12 protein-coding genes are annotated in these 15,967 nt (G+C 67.5%); 11 read left to right on the plus strand and 1 reads right to left on the minus strand.

Going from position 1 to position 15,967, the window contains the following annotated elements; all coding sequences use genetic code 11:
- Positions 1-60 precede the first annotated feature (60 nt).
- The 7 genes from FFS49_RS07045 (at position 61) to FFS49_RS07075 (ending at position 9,092) form a co-directional block, all read left to right on the plus strand.
- Positions 61-1,755 (plus strand): ATP-binding protein, encoded by a 1,695-nt coding sequence (locus tag FFS49_RS07045; RefSeq protein ID WP_171026732.1) that lies wholly within the window; start codon positions 61-63, stop codon positions 1,753-1,755.
- Between the two features lie 159 nt (positions 1,756-1,914).
- Entirely contained in the window at positions 1,915-3,330 is a 1,416-nt protein-coding gene (locus tag FFS49_RS07050) for a cytochrome ubiquinol oxidase subunit I (RefSeq protein ID WP_039371896.1), read from the plus strand.
- An 11-nt stretch (positions 3,331-3,341) separates the two neighbouring features.
- Complete coding sequence (cydB, locus tag FFS49_RS07055) at positions 3,342-4,322, plus strand: cytochrome d ubiquinol oxidase subunit II (protein WP_198113178.1); 981 nt, start codon at positions 3,342-3,344, stop codon at positions 4,320-4,322.
- Between the two features lie 39 nt (positions 4,323-4,361).
- Entirely contained in the window at positions 4,362-5,105 is a 744-nt protein-coding gene (locus FFS49_RS07060) for a (Fe-S)-binding protein (protein WP_039371897.1), read from the plus strand.
- Positions 5,102-6,475, plus strand: coding sequence for a lactate utilization protein B (locus FFS49_RS07065; protein WP_039371899.1), 1,374 nt, complete (start codon positions 5,102-5,104; stop codon positions 6,473-6,475). The genes FFS49_RS07060 and FFS49_RS07065 overlap by 4 nt, the downstream gene beginning before the upstream one ends.
- Positions 6,472-7,071, plus strand: coding sequence for an LUD domain-containing protein (locus FFS49_RS07070; protein WP_105817047.1), 600 nt, complete (start codon positions 6,472-6,474; stop codon positions 7,069-7,071). Before FFS49_RS07065 ends, FFS49_RS07070 begins: the two co-directional genes overlap by 4 nt.
- 14 nt (positions 7,072-7,085) lie before the next feature.
- Positions 7,086-9,092 carry an FUSC family protein gene (locus FFS49_RS07075; RefSeq protein ID WP_105817048.1) on the plus strand — a complete coding sequence of 669 codons (2,007 nt, stop codon included), beginning with the start codon at positions 7,086-7,088 and terminating at the stop codon, positions 9,090-9,092.
- A 212-nt stretch (positions 9,093-9,304) separates the two neighbouring features.
- On the opposite strand, the gene FFS49_RS07080 is transcribed toward FFS49_RS07075, so the two are convergent.
- Positions 9,305-10,069 (minus strand): TetR/AcrR family transcriptional regulator, encoded by a 765-nt coding sequence (locus FFS49_RS07080; protein ID WP_105817049.1) that lies wholly within the window; start codon positions 10,067-10,069, stop codon positions 9,305-9,307.
- A 208-nt stretch (positions 10,070-10,277) separates the two neighbouring features.
- Here FFS49_RS07080 and FFS49_RS07085 point away from each other — a divergent pair, with 208 nt between their 5' ends.
- From FFS49_RS07085 to FFS49_RS07100, 4 genes are read left to right on the plus strand one after another with little or no spacing between them, the layout of a single operon-like run.
- The gene (locus tag FFS49_RS07085) at positions 10,278-11,897 is read left to right on the plus strand and encodes a bifunctional 3-(3-hydroxy-phenyl)propionate/3-hydroxycinnamic acid hydroxylase (protein ID WP_224755662.1); all 1,620 of its coding nucleotides are present in this window, start codon (positions 10,278-10,280) and stop codon (positions 11,895-11,897) included.
- 12 nt (positions 11,898-11,909) lie between these two features.
- The gene (locus FFS49_RS07090; protein ID WP_071336017.1) at positions 11,910-12,980 is read left to right on the plus strand and encodes a VOC family protein; all 1,071 of its coding nucleotides are present in this window, start codon (positions 11,910-11,912) and stop codon (positions 12,978-12,980) included.
- 35 nt (positions 12,981-13,015) lie between these two features.
- The gene (locus FFS49_RS07095; protein ID WP_105817051.1) at positions 13,016-13,972 is read left to right on the plus strand and encodes a fumarylacetoacetate hydrolase family protein; all 957 of its coding nucleotides are present in this window, start codon (positions 13,016-13,018) and stop codon (positions 13,970-13,972) included.
- Entirely contained in the window at positions 13,969-15,921 is a 1,953-nt protein-coding gene (locus tag FFS49_RS07100; protein ID WP_105817052.1) for an acyl-CoA synthetase, read from the plus strand. Before FFS49_RS07095 ends, FFS49_RS07100 begins: the two co-directional genes overlap by 4 nt.
- Positions 15,922-15,967 lie beyond the last annotated feature (46 nt).

Here is a 15,967-nt window from a genome sequence, read left to right on the forward strand (position 1 = left end):
CCAATGTCACACACGTCGCCCCATCACCGTACGCTTTGGCGAGCCAGGCGCCACCGGGCCATGATGCTGGCCGGCTGCCTCGCCCTCCTGCTCGTGCTCGCCGGGTTCGTTCACGACACGACGTTTCGCGTCGGCGCCATCGTCGTGTGCGTGATTCTGCTGATGTATGTGCTGACCGCGTACATGCGCCGGCTGGAACACGCGAGCCGGGCGATGCGCGCAAGCGAGCAGCACTGGCGCACCGTATTCGAGAACGCCCCCGTCGGGATCCTGGTGCTGCGCGCGCACGACCGCTACCTGATGGCCAACCCCGCCTTTCAGCAGATGGTCGGCTACAGCGACCGCGAGCTGGCTGAGCGGCGCGCATCGGACATCACGCATCCCGACGATCGGGCACTCACGCAGGATCATATCGACCAGTTGGTGCGCGGTCAGGATCGCGTCAGGTTTCAAAAGCGCTACGTGCACCGGGACGGCCGCGTCGTGTGGGCCGACATGAGCGTGGCGCGCGTGTTTTCCGCTCATCAGCCGGCCGATGCGGACGCGGAAGACCTGATCATCGCGACGATCGAGGACATCACGCAACGCCGGGCCGACGAAGAGGCGCGACATGGCCTCGAGCGCCAGTTGCGGCAGTCGCAGAAGCTCGAAGCGCTCGGCACCTTTGCCGGCGGTGTCGCGCACGACTTCAACAATATCCTTGCCGCGATTCTCGGCTTCGGCGATCGGGCGCTCGCCAGCGTCGCGCACGACGCACCGGCGCACCGCTACATCGAACAGGTGCTGAGGGCCGGTGAACGCGCGCGGCTGCTGGTCGAGCGCATCCTGACGTTCAGCCGCAGCGGCCGGACGGCCAGGGTGCCCGTCGATGTCGGCGCGGTGGTCGACGAGGCGATCGAGCTCGTGCGCGAGACGCTGCCGGCGCAGGTCGCACTCGACGTGCGCATGCCGGCGCACGATGCGTGCATTCTGGGCGACGCCACGCATCTGCATCAGGTCGTGATGAACCTGTGCAGCAACGCGATCCATGCCATGCCTTCAGGCGGCACGCTGCGCGTCGACCTCGACCTGGTCTGCATCGAGACACCGCGCTCGCTGTCGCATGGCGCGGTGAGCGCCGGCCGTTTCGTGCGTCTGTCGGTTGCGGACAGCGGCAACGGCATTCCGGCCGAGATCCTCGAGCGAATCTTCAATCCGTTCTTCACGACGCGCGCCGCCGGCGAGGGAACCGGTCTCGGCCTGTCACTCGTCGACGGCATCGTCCGCGAACACGGCGGGGCCGTCGACGTCCACTCCACACCCGGCGAAGGTGCGCGTTTCGACGTTTATCTGCCCGCCGCGGACGCGCGCCCGCCCCGGCAAGCCGAGACGATCCCGGTGCCTCACGGCGGCGGGCAGGTGGTCATGCTGGTCGACGACGAGGACGCGCTCGTCCGGCTCGGGGAAGAGGTGCTGGCCGATCTCGGCTACGAACCGGTCGGATTTTCATCGAGCGAGGCCGCCTGGGCTGCCTTGGATGCCGATCCAGCCCGCTTCGACGTCGTGGTGACCGACCATGCGATGCCGCACCTGACGGGCCTGCAGCTCGCGGCGCGCGTCGCGCGGCGGCGCAATGACCTTCCGGTCATCCTGTGCAGCGGTTTCAGCACACCGGCGCTCGAACGAAAGGCCGACGCGCTCGGCGTCAGGATGGTGCTGCGCAAACCGCTGAAGACGCCCGATCTCGCGCGCGCGCTCGCCGCGGTGCTGCGCTGACGGCCCGCCGGGCCGGCCGCGCATGACGCTCATGACGCGCCGTCACCGTCGACGGCCCGTTCGATTTCAGATGTAACACGGCAGCCGCAATCTGCAACGCACGAGAAATGCCGGACGCCGACACTCCATTGCAACGCAATCTCGCAATGGAGCGTACGCATGGAAGCAACGGCACTCCTGCTGTCCCGAATCCAGTTCGCGGCCACGGTCTCGTTTCACATCATCTTCCCGTCGTTCACCATCGGGCTCGCGGCGTGGCTCGCGGTGCTCGAGGCCATGTCCGTTGCGACCGGCAATCGCGTGTACCGCCGCGTGTTCGCGTTCTGGCTGAAGATTTTCGGCGTCGCGTTCGGCATGGGCGTGGTCTCGGGCATCGTGATGGCGTTCCAGTTCGGCACGAACTGGAGCGAGCTGTCCCGCGCGAGCGGCCCGATCCAGGGGCCGCTGCTCACTTACGAATCGTTTACCGCGTTCGCGCTGGAGGCCACGTTTTTCGGCGTGATGATGTTCGGCCGCGCCCGGGTGCGGCCGTGGTTCTATCTGACGTCGTGCATCCTCGTCGCCGCCGGCACGACGATGTCGGCGTTCTGGATTCTCGTCAACAACTCGTGGATGCAGCATCCGGTCGGATACGTCGTACAAAACGGCGTATTCGTGCCGACCGACTGGGCAGCGATCATCTTCAACCACGTCGTATGGGTTCGCTTCCCGCACATGCTGCTGGGTGCCTATCTGACGACCGCATTTTGCGTGGCTGCCGTCGGCGCCGCCTATCTGCTGAAGGATCGTTACCGGATCGAGGCCACCGTCATGGTACGGATGTCCGTGACCCTCGCCGCCGTACTCGTCCCGCTGCAGATCCTGTTCGGCCACCTCACCGGCGACTACCTGCACGACGATCAGCCGGCCAAATTCGCCGCGGTCGAAGGCCGATGGACCGACGAGCAGCCGGCCGCCGAAGTGATCTTCGCGATTCCCGATGCCGCGCATGAGCGCAATCGCCTCGAATGGAAAGTGCCCGTTCTCGGCAGCCTCGTGGCGTCAGGCACCGTCGACTCGCGTGAAGTCGGGCTGACCGATTTCGCCGCGGCCGACCGGCCGCCCGTGCTGATTCCGTTCTTCGCGTTCCGTGTCATGGCCGGGTGCGGGCTCGTCATGCTGGCGCTTGCGTGGGCAGGCACCGCCGTTGCCCGGCGCGGAAAGCTGGAGCAGCGACGCTGGCTGCTCTGGCCGCTCGCGCTCAGCTTCCCGCTCGGCTTCATCGCGATCCTGGCCGGCTGGTTCACGGCCGAAGTCGGGCGGCAGCCCTGGACCGTGTGGGGCGTGCTGCGCACCGCCGACGCGCTCACGCCCGGGCTCACCGCGCACTTCGCCGCCGCGACGCTCGCGCTGTTCGTCGCCATCTACGCGTTCATTTTCTGCTTCGGCGTGTACTACATCGTGCGAATCGTGCAGCGCGGCCTCGCCGACGGCAACGTGCTGACGGTCTGGAACGGCCATGTCATTGAACGGACGTATGCACTCGCGGCGCGGCCGGCGCGCGCACCGAAGCCGAACATCCACACGATTCGATAAGGAGAACTTCGATGATGAACTGGTTCTGGTTCGTCGAACTCGCGTTCGCGCTCGTCGCTTACCTGATGCTCGACGGGTTCGATCTCGGCGTCGGCATGCTGACGGCCTTCGCAGGCGATGCGCGCGACGAGATGATCGCGTCGATCGCGCCGGTGTGGGACGGCAACGGCACGTGGCTCGTCATTGCCGGCACGATCCTGTTCGGCGCATTTCCGTCGGTGTATTCGATCGTGCTGCCGGCGCTGTACGCGCCGCTCGGCATGATGCTGGCAGGCCTGATCATGCGCGGCGTCGCGATCGAGTTCCACCACAAGGCGGTCCGCTCGCGCCGAATCTGGGACGTACTGCTGTTCGCGGGTTCGCTGCTCGCAAGCGTCATGCAGGGCGTGTGCGTCGGCACCTACGCACAGGGGTTGCCGGTCGACCACCTGCGCTACGCCGGCAACGGGTTCGAATGGTGCTCGCCGTTCGCGCTGTGGTGCGGCGCGAGCCTCGCGCTCGGCTATGCGCTGCTCGGCTCGGGGTGGCTGGTATTGAAGGGGCGCGACGCATTGCAGCGCCTCGGTCGCGACGCGATCAACCGGCTCGCGCCGATCACCGCGCTGTTCGCCCTGTCGATCCTCGCGTCGACCCTGCTGACCGAAACTGCCGTCGAAACGCGCTGGCTCCTGCATCCGCTGCTGTTCGCGCTACCGATCGCCGCGTGCCTGACCTTCCTTTACGCGCCCACCGCGGCGCGACGCGAGGGTGCGTCGGCCTATCTGTTCGCCGCGGCCGGATGCATCGCGATGGTGCTGATGCTCGCCGCGTCGTATCTGCCGTTCATCGTGCCGTTCGACGTCACGCTCGACGCGGCTGCCGCGCCGCGTTCGAGCCAGACGTTCATGTTCTGGGGAGCCGGGCTGTTCGTCTTGCCGTTCATCGTGTTCTACACGTACGTCGCGTATTCGGTGTTCCGCGGCAAGGCGTCCAGCGTGCACGCGTACCACTGACGCATTCACTTCCAGCATTCGATTCAACCGAGGAATCCCATGAAAGTCGCCCTTTTCATTCCGTGTTTCATCGACGCGTTCTACCCGGAGGTCGGCATCGCCACGCTGCAGTTGCTCGAGCGCCTGGGCTGCGATGTCGACTATCCGCTCGACCAGACCTGCTGCGGCCAGCCGATGGGCAACAGCGGCTGCGAAAAGCAGGCCGCAGCGACCGAGAACCTGTTCGTGAAGAACTTCACCGGCTACGACTACATCGTCGCGCCGAGCGGCAGCTGCGTGCACCACGTGCGCGACCACCTCACGGCCGCCGACCAGACGCGCGACGCGGTCGCCGTGCGCAAGAACACGTACGAGCTCGTCGAATTTCTCCACGACGTGCTGCGTGTGCGCGAATTCCCGTGGGCCGAGTTCCCGCACAAGGTCGGGCTGCACAACAGTTGCGGCACGCTGCGCGGGCTGCGTACCGCGAAGATGTCGGAGATCGACGAGCCGTTCTTCTCGAAGCCGCTGGCGCTGCTCAAGGGCGTGCGCGGCATCGAATTCATCCAGCCCGACCGCCCCGACGAATGCTGCGGCTTCGGCGGCACCTTCTGCGTATCGGAGGCGCCCGTGTCGGCGCGCATGGGCGCGGACAAGGTTCGCGACCACCAGCGCAACGGCGCCGAGTACATCGTATCGGCCGATTCGTCGTGCCTGATGCACCAGAAAGGCTGCTCGGACCGCCTCGGGCTCGGCCTGAAATTCATCCATATCGCGCAGATCCTGAACGGAGCACGAGCATGAAACGCGTAGACCACGTCGGAGCGTCCGAGAAATTCATCGCGGACGAGAAACACATCCAGTTCCACGACAAGCGCTTGTGGGAGCTGCGCACGTCGCGCGACGCCGAAGTGCACGGCATCCCCGAATGGGAGGAGCTGCGTACGCTCGCGTCGGAGATCAAGGAACACACGCTCACGCACCTTCCCGAGTATCTCGAGGAATTCGAGCGCAACGCGACGGCCAACGGCGTCGTCGTCCACTGGGCGAAAGACGCCGAGGAACACAACCGGATCGTGTACGAGATCCTGGAGCGGCGCAACGCGAAGCTGCTCGTCAAGAGCAAGTCGATGCTGACCGAGGAATGCGAGATGCGCCCGTATCTGGAAGAGCGCGGCATCACGGTCGTCGAGACCGATCTCGGCGAGCAGATTCAGCAGCTCGACGATGAGCTGCCCTCGCACATCGTCGTGCCGGCCGTGCACAAGCTCGCGACCGACGTCGCCAGGATCTTCTCCGAGAAGATCGGCACCGATCCGAACGAAAGCAGCATTCCCAAACTGGCCGAAGCGCAGCGCAACGCCACGCGCCCGCTGATCCTGAACGCCGACGCAGGCATGACCGGATGCAACTTCGCGGTCGCGGAAACGGGCGGCATCACCGTGTGCACGAACGAAGGCAACGCGGACCTCAGCGCCAACGTGCCGCCGCTGCACATCGCGTCGATCGGCATCGAAAAACTGATTCCGAAGCTCGAACATCTCGGCGTGTTCATACGCATGCTGTCGCGCAACGCGATCGGCTCGCCGATCACGCAGTACACGTCGCACTTCCGCGGGCCGAAAAAAGGCGGAGAAATGCATTTCGTGCTGGTCGACAACGGCCGCTCGGAGCGACTCGGCATGGACGATTTCTGGTACTCGCTGAAGTGCATCCGCTGCGGCGCGTGCATGAACACGTGCCCGGTCTATCGTCGCAGCAGCGGCCTCAGCTATGGTGGCGTGTACTCGGGGCCGATCGGCGCGATCATCAACCCGACCTTCAACCTGCACAAGTACAGCTCGCTGCCGTTCGCGTCCACGATGAACGGCAGTTGCACCAGCGTGTGCCCGGTGAGGATCAACATCCACGAGCAAATCTACAAGTGGCGGCAGATCGTGGCCGAACAGCACGAACTGCCGTTCGTCAAGCAGGAGGCGATGAAAGTCGCCGGACAGGTGCTGTCGCGGCCCGCGCTGTACCGCGCGGCCGTCAAGACGGCGGGCACCGCGGTATCGGTGCTGCCGCGCGCCGTGCTCTACAACCCGCTCAACGTGTGGGGCAGGCAACGCGAAGTGCCCGACGCGCCCGAGCAGACTTTCCGTGACTGGTATCTGAAGAGGAACAAGAAATGAGCAGCCGAGACCTGATTCTGTCCCGTTTGCGCGAAGTGCGCCCCGCCCGCCGGCCGCTGCCGCAGGTGCCGATGTTCGACGCGAACCTGCCGCCTGCCGTCGACACGTTTCGCGCGTCGCTCGCGCGGCTCGGCGGCACGTGGTGCGCGTTGCCGGAGCGCACGTCGCTCGACGCATTCATCCGCTCCCGGTTTCCCGGCGCATCCGTGTTCTGCTCGGCGACCCCCGAGTTCGACGGCAACCGCGACCTCGCGGCGATCGACGATCCGCGCGCGCTGAACTATGTCGACGTCGGGATCGTGCGCCCCGCGTTCGCCGTCTCGGAGACAGGCTCGATATGGCTCAGCGAGACCGAATACAACGTCAACGCGCTCGGTTACCTGTCGCAGCACCTGGTCGCGCTGCTCGACCCCGCGGACATCGTCGGCAACCTGCATCACGCGTATCACCGCAACGAGTTCTTCGCGGCCAACTATGCGGTGCTGATGAGCGGACCGTCGGCGACCGCCGACATCGAGGGCGTACTGGTTCGCGGCGCGCAAGGCGTTCGGTCGCTCACCGTCATCCCGGTGCCGAGGCCCGTTACCACGCGATAACGCAGGAGCATGCGATGAGTGTCACCAAGCGCATCCGCGACACGATCGCCCGTGCACTGCGCGACGGGCGGCATCACCTGCCGCTCTCGGCAGCGCTCAAGGCCGGGCTGATCTGCGCGGCGCCCGCGCTGCTCGCCGCCATGCTGCACGCGCCGTTGCTGTGCTGGGCCGCGATCGCCACGTTCTGGACGTGTCTTGCGGACGATCCGTCGGAATCGATCCGCGCGCGGGCCGCTGCGGGGTTGTGGTTCGGTGCGATCGGTGCGCTCGCGTCCGTGTGCGCGACGACTGTCGCGGAGGTCGGGTGGCTCGCCGTCGCGCTGACGGGCGTCGCGGTCTACCTCGGCGGCCTCGCACGGCTCGGCGGCACGGTGACGGGCACGCGCGGGTTGCTGCTCGCCACCGCATGCGCGGTGTCGGCCGCGTTTCCCGCGCATCCATGGCCGGCGCCCGCCCAGTATGCCGCGAGCTTTGCCGGCGGAAGCCTGTGGGCGGTCGTCTGTCTCGTGGGCTTCTGGCGGGAAAGCCACGCAGCCCGCGCACGCAGGGCGGCCTTCGCCTACCTGTATGCGGCGAGTTCGTTCGTGCGCGCGCTGGTGCCGGTCGCACAGGATCCGCGGCGCGCGAGCGGCCCGAATCGCGCCGCGTTGCGAACGCGACTCGACGCGATGACGCGCACGGCCCAGGCCGAGCCGATGGGCGCCGGCACGGCCGCCGTGGCGTGGCAACTCGGCGGCGAAAGGTCGATCGCATTGCTGGCGGGCCTCGAAAGCCTGCTGGGCAACCGTCCCGCGGACTGCGCCACCGCGGCCACCCTGCTCGTTCCGTTGCTGCACCGGCTCGTCGCGTTGATCGATGCGCATGCCGATGCGGTGCTCGAACGGCCGGGCTGCGACGCCGCGCTCGCTCGGCTGCGCAACCGGCTCGCGGCCGACATGCGCAGCGCGACGCTGCGCGCGGACGGTTCGGCACTCGACGACCACGCGCGCGCATGGCTGCAATCGTGCATGACGCTCGTGACGGCGTTCACCGAGATCGGCGATATCCGCGCCGGCGATCGAAACCAGGCGCCGCCCGCCGCGCCCGAACGGCCGCGCCCATTCCAGGCGATCGGTTTCGCCATGGCGGCGGCGCTGACGGAAATTCGCGCAAACGGACGCGTCGCGCGATATGCGCTGCGGCTGGCGGTGGCGACCATGCTCTCCGCCGTCCTTGCCCGCGCGCTTGGCGTTCAGCAAGGTTACTGGATCGTGCTGACCACGTTGTTCGTCATGCAGCCCACCGTGCCGCACACCGTCAGAATTTCCGGCCTGCGGGTATTCGGAACGATCCTGGGCGCGATCGTCGCATCGGGCGTCGCGCTCGCGTCTCACAACATGGCGCTTCTCGCGCTGGCGATCGTCCCGCTCGCAACCGGGACCTTTTCCACGCGGCCGGTCAGCTACGTGTCGTACATCCTGTTCCTCACGCCGCATTTCATTCTCGTTGCGTATCTCGGCACGCCCGTCGCATCGCCCTGGCTGCTCGCCGGCATACGGGTCGCGAACAGCGTCGCGGGCGCGCTCGTTGCGCTCGGCGTGAGCGTGCTCGCATGGCCGGAGTGGGAGCGGGGCAAGCTCGACGCCGTATCGAACCGGGCGATCGCCGCGGTGGCCGAATACATCGAGCTCGTCCGTGCATTCGTGTCGAAGCGCGGCGTCGAAGCAGACGACCTGATTGCCGCGAGGCGGCGGGCATGCTGCGCGACCGACGAACTCGACGCGCTGTCGGCGGCCATGCGCCTGGAAACGGGCACGAAGCGATCGCGTATCGACGACGCTTGCGAGCTGGTCCGTCAGCTACGCAATGCGGTCGGCGGCGCCGCGCCGCTCGAATGCCTCGCCGCGAGCATGAGCGACGCGCGCCGCGAACGGCTCGCCACGGTGGATCTATCGGGCGTCGAGATGCCGGCCGATGCGGCCGCGCGCGCGTGCCGTTTCATTCCGTTCAGAACCGATCACCCACCGACGCGAACGTCGTGATCGGATCGATCTTGATCCGCGTCGCGCTGGTCGCGGTTGCGACCGGCGCCGCATCGACGTCGTCACCGGCCAACCGGCCGTTCAGCGACGCGTAAGAAAGGGCCACCCGGCCGGAATTCGCCAAACATCCGCCACATTCCGGCCCAGGCTGCCGTGTCGCCGCTCATGCGCAATTGACTCACCGGAGCCTGGCAGCGGGCGACGGCGCTGCGTCACTGCTCCGTCTCGGCCGCTTCCACGACCGGCAGCGGCCGGTTCGCGATCTTCTCGGCTTCCGCGCGCTTGAGCCCGAGCGTCTGCAGCAGCGTGGCCGCCGTGCGTTCCGGAAAATGCTCGCCGTTGAAGCCGAGCTCCTGCAGCACACCGGCCGCCGGCGCGCCCGGCGCGACGAAGTTGAGCTCAGCCGCAATTGCGGTCAGCACCGTACCGCCAACCGACAGGAAGCCGATGAACGGGTCGGCGACCACGAAGCGTTTCTCGGCGATGCCGCGCCCGATGTCCCGCAGCAGGCGCTGACCGAGGCCGAGCGTCAGCACCCGCGCGGAAAAACCTTCGCGTATCAGGAAGTGCCCCCATACGGGCTCCCGCCGTGCCCGCATCAGCGTGTGCCGGACCGCCACCGCAATGATCTCCGCGGGATCGGACAGGCCGCTCGCCAGGCGATCCAGCGAATCGGCGAACTCCTCGAATACCGTCTCGACGAGCGTCGTGTAGATCGCTTCCTTCGATTCGAAGTGGTTGTAGAACGACCCGAAGCCGACGTCGGCGGCTTCGGTGATCTCGTTGATGGCCACGCCTTCCATGCCTTTTTCAGCCATCAGCTTCAACGCCGCCTCGAGCAGACGGCCACGGGTTTCGCGCTTGCGCCGCGCCCCGCGCGGCTCGCGCTCTTCGGCAACCGGCGCGGCGACGTCAGCGGCGACGGCAGGCTCGGCGGCGGCACGTCTGGGTGCCCGGCGTTTAGGAGTGTTCGACATGACGGATCCGGTTCTGATATGGGTCGAGTATAGATTCAAATGTCTACATTGACAAAGTCATCATTTATGACTTTAATGTCACTCAACACATCCGGTCGCACGCGGCAGCCGAGATCGACAGACGAATGGAGACACGGTGGAGACATTTGAAGCAACGGGCGCGCATTCGCGCGCCGCGGGCAGCGCGGCGCAGTCCGACGCGCGCGGGCTGCCGTCGGCGGCCGACATCCTGATCGTCGGGTTCGGGCCGGTCGGCGCCGCGCTCGCGAACCTGCTGGCGCGTTACGGCGTGAAGGTCGTGGTGATCGACAAGGCAACCGGGATCTTCATGGCGCCGCGCGCCATCGCACTCGACAACGAAGCGCTGCGCATCCTGCAGATGGCGGGCGTCGACGAACGCGATTTCGACACGGTGCCGATCCCTTACGTCCGGATGCGCTCGCCCGCGCTCGGTGAATTCGCGCGGATCGATACGCTCGGCACGCTCGACGGCCATCCGAAACTCGTGACGTTCTACCAGCCCGATCTCGAACGCTGCCTGCGCGCGCGGCTGCGCGAGCGCGACAACGTGCACGTCGCACTCGGGATGACGTTCGAAGGTTTCGTCGACGAACGCGACGGCGTCGTTGCGTCGCTGACCGACGAGCATGGCCATGCGCACACGGTCCGTGCCCGCTACCTGGTCGGCGCGGACGGTGCAAGCTCGCAGGTGCGCCAGTTGATCGGCCAGCAATTCAACGGCAAGACCTACGCCGAGGACTGGCTCATCGTCGATGCGCGTCACGTGCCGCGGCCGATCGACCATGTCGAGTTCATTTGCGACCATCGGCGCCCGACGCCGCACATGGTCGCGCCCGGCGCGCGCGAGCGCTGGGAGTTCATGCTGCACCCGGGCGAGCGCCGCGACGAGATGGAGTCGGATGCCCGCATTCGCGAACTGCTCGCGCCATGGGGCAATGTCGACGAGCTCACCATCGAGCGCAAGGCGGTCTATCGCTTCCACGCGCGCACCGTGGACGCATTCTGCAACGGCCGGGTCTTTCTCGCGGGCGACGCCGCGCACATCACGCCGCCGTTCGTCGGCCAGGGGCTCGTCGCCGGGCTGCGCGACGCGGCCAACCTCGGCTGGAAGCTCGCATGGGTGGTGCTCGGCCGCGCCGAGCCGCGCATTCTCGATACGTACGACGCGGAACGCCGGCCACACGCACGCGCGATGATCCGGCTCGCGAAGCTCATGGGGCGCCTGGTGATGCCGCGCAACGCGGCCCTGGCGTACGCCACGCACGGGCTGATGCGCGCGCTGCGCTGCGTGCCGGTGCTGCGCGCGCAACTCGAGGAATTGCGCATCAAGCCGAAGAACGCGTTCCGCACCGGGCTCTTCGTGCGCGGCCGCTCGGGCGCGAAGCTCACGCGCGGCGCAACGCTCGCACAGGGATGGCTGAGGGGAGCCGACGGCACCGCGCGCCTGAGCGACGACGTGCTCGGCAACGGCTACACGCTGGTCGGCTTCGGCTGCGACCCGCGCGTCGGGCTCCCGGCGGACGCCGCGACCGCGCTGGCGGGCGCCGGCGGCACCATCGTGCAGATCGCGCAACGCGGCCAGCGCCCGGATCGCGGCGGCCGCGATTGCTGGGAAGACCTGGAAGGCACCTTCCTTCCCGGCGTGGCGCGCGTCGGCTGGGTGGCCGTCGTGCGCCCCGACAAGACCGTCGTCCACGACGGGCCGGCCGCCGACGTCGAGCGCATCGTGCTCGACAGCCTGTCGCTGCTCGGCGCGGCGCCGCGCGCCGTGCCCGTTCCCGTTTCATCCGTCGTCCGTCCCTCCTGAGCCTCCATCGCCATGAAACTCACCACCGCCCAGCCTGCCCGCCATCCGCGGCCCACGACGAGAGCCGCCGCCCTCGCCTACCTGGTCTTCGAGCGCCCGGATCTCGACGAAGCCGAACGTTTCCTGAATGACTTCGGATTGCGAACCACATCGCGCGATGCCGACCTGCTGCTGTTACGCGCCACCGGCGCGTCCGGCTTCTGCTACGTGGTGCGCCGCGCGCCCAAGCCGGCGTTTGCCGGGTTCGGGCTCGAGGTCGACAGCCGCGCGGACCTCCTCGCGCTGACCGCCGTGCCCGGTGCGTCGGGCATCGAGCCGTCGGCGTGGCCGGGCGGCGGCGAGCGCGTGCGGCTCGTCGATCCGGCCGGTTTTCGCGTCGATGCGGTGGCCGGCATGACGCGACTGCCGGCGCTGGCGCACCGCGCGCCGCTCGCGTTCAACTCCGTGGATGCGCGCGTTCGCATCAACGACACGCAGCGCCCGCCCGCCGCGCCGCCGGAGATCGTCAGGATCGGCCACGTGGTGCTCGAGATCGCCGATTTCCAGGAAACGTGCGCGTGGTACACGCGGCATTTCGGTTTCATCCCGAGCGATGTCCAGGTGCTGCCGGACGGTTCGCCGGCGGTCGCGTTCATGCGGCTCGACCGCGGCGACACGCCGGCCGACCATCACACGCTCGCGCTCGCGCAGGGCTTCGTGTCGACCTACAGCCACAGCGCGTTCGAGGTCGTCGACACCGACGCGCTCGGCATGGGCCAGCGCATGCTGCGCGACGCCGGCTGGACCCACGCGTGGGGCATCGGGCGGCACATTCTCGGCAGCCAGGTATTCGATTACTGGCAAGACCCGTGGGGCGCCAAGCACGAGCACTACTGCGACGGCGACCTGTTTACCGCCGACGAACCCACCGGCATCCACCCGGTCAGCCGCGAAGCGATGGCGCAGTGGGGCCCGACGATGCCGCGCAGCTTCACGAAGCCGCGCTTCACGCCGTCGAGCATTGCCGCGCTGCTTCGCAACCTGCGCCGCAGCCCTGATCTGACACTCGGCAAGCTGCTGACCCTCGCAAAACTGTTCGCCTGACTCCGACGCCTGTTCGACTCACGAGAGACCCACACATGTCACTGCTAGTCCTGCACTTCCGGCACAACGGCCGCGCCCAGTGGGGCGTCGTCGCCGATGGCGCCGTCACGCCGATTCCCGGCGACTTCGATACGACCGCGCGCTTTCTGGCGGCGAACCCGGTCGAGCGGCTCGTCACGCTCGACGGGCCGACGATTCCGGAGGCCGACGTGGAATGGCTGCCCCCCGTCACCGCCAACCAGCAGTTCGTCTGCCAGGGCGCGAATTATCGCCAGCACATGATCGAATCCGGCATGGATCCGGATGCGAAGAAGTTCAACATGATCTTCACGAAGGCGACGAGTTGCATCGTCGCCGCGAATTCGCCGGTCGTGAAGCCGCGGCACGTGCGGTTTCTCGACTACGAGATCGAGCTCGGCCTCATCCTCAAGCGCGACATCACGAGCCGCCAGCGGATCACGGACGCGAACCTGCACGACTACGTCGCCGCCACCGTGATCGTCAACGACTACTCCGCGCGCGACGTCCAGATCCCTCAGATGCAGTTCTACAAGGGCAAGAGCTTCCGGACGTTCGGCCCGGTCGGCCCTTACCTGTGCCTGCTCGAGCAGCGCGACTTCCCGAAGCTGAAGGCGCTCGACCTGACGTTGACGGTCAACGGCACGGTGCGTCAGCAGGATTCGACGTCGAACCTCGTCTATGGCCCGGCCGAGACGTTGACCGAATTGTCGGGCGTGCACGACCTTCACGCCGGCGACCTGCTCGCGACCGGTACGCCGGCCGGCTGCGCCCTCAGCATTCCGTCGCCGCTCAAGCAGCGGGCCGTCGCGCTCTTTCCCGAATCGGTCAAGTGGAAGATGTTCATGAAGGTGCAGGCGGGACGCACGCAGTACCTGAAGGCCGGCGACATCGTCGAAGCCCGGATCTCGAGCCGTGACGGCACGATCGACCTGGGCGTGCAACGCAACGAAATCATGGACGAAGCGGCATGAACGGCATCGCGACCCAAGACGACGTGCTGGCGATCGAAGCGCAGGGCCTTCCGCCGGCGCTGCCTGCCAGCACGTACGAGATGATTTGCGCCGGTGCGGCGATCGATCCGTTAGCGCCCGCGCTGTCCTTCTTTCCGACCGCCGACGCCCACCGCGACGCCGAGCGCTGGACCTATCGCGAGCTGGTGCGCGACATCACCCGGACGGCGAACATGTTCACCCGCATCGGCGTGCGCGCGAACTCGGTGATCGCCTATGTGCTGCCCAATCTTCCGGAAACGCATTTCGTGATCTGGGGCGGTCAAGCGGCCGGCATCGTCTGCGCGATCAATCCGCTGCTGGAAGGCGAAGCGATCGCAAAGCTGCTCGAGGCGGCCGGCGCGAGCGTGCTCGTCACGCTCGCGCCGTTCCCCGGCATCGATCTCTGGCAGAAAGTGGCCACGATCGTCGATCGGGTCGAGTCGCTGCGGCACCTCGTGCTGGTCGATCCGGCGGATCGTCTGCGCGGCCGCACGGTGCCGCCCGCCCCGCGAACGGGCGTGCACGACGATGGCGGCTTGCGCGCCGCGGTGCCCGCCCACATCGAGATCCACGACTTCGGTACGGCGATTGCGCGGGAATCCGGCGACGCGCTCGATCATCCGCGCCGCGCCCGCCCAGACGACATGTCGTCGTTCTTCTGTACCGGCGGCACCACGGGCCTGCCCAAAATCGCGATGCGCAGCCACGGCAACGAAGTCGCGAACGCATGGAGCGCGAGCCGATTCCTCGGCGACAGCATCGGCCCCGGCAAGACGACGTTCTGCGGCTTGCCGCTCTTTCACGTCAATGCCGCGATGGTGACCGGCCTGCTGCCGTTTTCGCGCGGCGCCCATGTCGTGCTCGCGACGCCGCAGGGCTACCGGGGGGACGGTGTCGTCAAACGTTTCTGGGAAATCGTCGAACACCATCGCATCAATTTCTTCAGTGGCGTCCCGACGCTCTATGCGTCGCTGCTCGACGTTCCCGTCGACGGTCATGCGATCGATTCGCTCGAATACGGCCTGTGCGGCGCGGCGCCGATGCCCGTCGGCGTGTTCAAGGCGTTCCAGGAAAAAACCGGGATCCGGATCCTCGAAGGCTACGGCCTGACCGAAGGAACGTGCGTGAGCAGCGTCAATCCGCCGACCGGCGAGCGCCGGCTGGGCTCGATCGGGCTGCGCCTCCCGTTCCAGGCGATGAAAACGATCGTCGTGGACGAAGCGGGACGGTACGTGCGCGACTGCGCGCCAAACGAGGCGGGGCTGCTCGTCATCGCGGGGCCGAACGTGTTCAGCGGCTACCTGCGTGCCGACCAGAACAACGGGCTGTGGCCCGATCTCGGCGACGGCCGGCGCTGGCTGAACACCGGCGACCTCGGCCGCTGCGACGCCGACGGGTACTTCTGGCTGACCGGCCGCAAGAAGGAACTGATCATTCGCGGCGGCCACAACATCGATCCCGCGTCGATCGAGGAACCGCTCCATCGGCATCCGGCCGTGCAGGTTGCCGCGGCCGTCGGGCGTCCCGATGCACATGCCGGCGAGCTGCCCGTCGCGTACGTCCAGCTCAAGCCCGGCATGCACGCTACCGAGGACGATCTGGCAGCGTTCATGCAACAGGAAATCGCGGAACGGGCTGCGGTGCCCAAGCACGTGCGGATCGTGGCCGCCATCCCGCTCACAGGCGTCGGCAAGATCTTCAAGCCCGAGCTCAAGCGCCGCGAGACACGCGATGCGTTGCAGGCCGCGTTGGCTCAGGCAGGCGCGCCGTGCACGTCGCTCGACGTCAACACCGACGACGCGGGCAGGATGTCGGTCGCGGTCGCACTGAGCGACCCAGCGCTCGAGGCCGCCGCGCGCTCGGTGCTCGGGCGTTTCCCGTTTGCATTCTCGATCTCGATCGCCGCGCATCCGATGCGGCCGGCCTGACCGACAACGACAGATTCCGGGCGACGAGGGATTCCCGGTCGCCCGG

Source organism: Burkholderia sp. 4NA327C6 (genome assembly GCF_005502655.1).
GTDB classification, from domain to species: domain Bacteria; phylum Pseudomonadota; class Gammaproteobacteria; order Burkholderiales; family Burkholderiaceae; genus Burkholderia; species Burkholderia contaminans.

Coding starts and splice junctions, on each gene's coding strand:
- FFS49_RS07045 (WP_171026732.1), top strand. CDS start 61: ATGATGCTGGCCGGCTGCCTCGCCCTCCTGCTCGTGCTCGCCGGGTTC.
- FFS49_RS07080 (WP_105817049.1), bottom strand. CDS start 10,069: ATGTCGAACACTCCTAAACGCCGGGCACCCAGACGTGCCGCCGCCGAG.
- FFS49_RS07060 (WP_039371897.1), top strand. CDS start 4,362: ATGAAAGTCGCCCTTTTCATTCCGTGTTTCATCGACGCGTTCTACCCG.
- FFS49_RS07050 (WP_039371896.1), top strand. CDS start 1,915: ATGGAAGCAACGGCACTCCTGCTGTCCCGAATCCAGTTCGCGGCCACG.
- FFS49_RS07065 (WP_039371899.1), top strand. CDS start 5,102: ATGAAACGCGTAGACCACGTCGGAGCGTCCGAGAAATTCATCGCGGAC.
- FFS49_RS07100 (WP_105817052.1), top strand. CDS start 13,969: ATGAACGGCATCGCGACCCAAGACGACGTGCTGGCGATCGAAGCGCAG.
- cydB (WP_198113178.1), top strand. CDS start 3,342: ATGATGAACTGGTTCTGGTTCGTCGAACTCGCGTTCGCGCTCGTCGCT.
- FFS49_RS07070 (WP_105817047.1), top strand. CDS start 6,472: ATGAGCAGCCGAGACCTGATTCTGTCCCGTTTGCGCGAAGTGCGCCCC.
- FFS49_RS07090 (WP_071336017.1), top strand. CDS start 11,910: ATGAAACTCACCACCGCCCAGCCTGCCCGCCATCCGCGGCCCACGACG.
- FFS49_RS07075 (WP_105817048.1), top strand. CDS start 7,086: ATGAGTGTCACCAAGCGCATCCGCGACACGATCGCCCGTGCACTGCGC.
- FFS49_RS07095 (WP_105817051.1), top strand. CDS start 13,016: ATGTCACTGCTAGTCCTGCACTTCCGGCACAACGGCCGCGCCCAGTGG.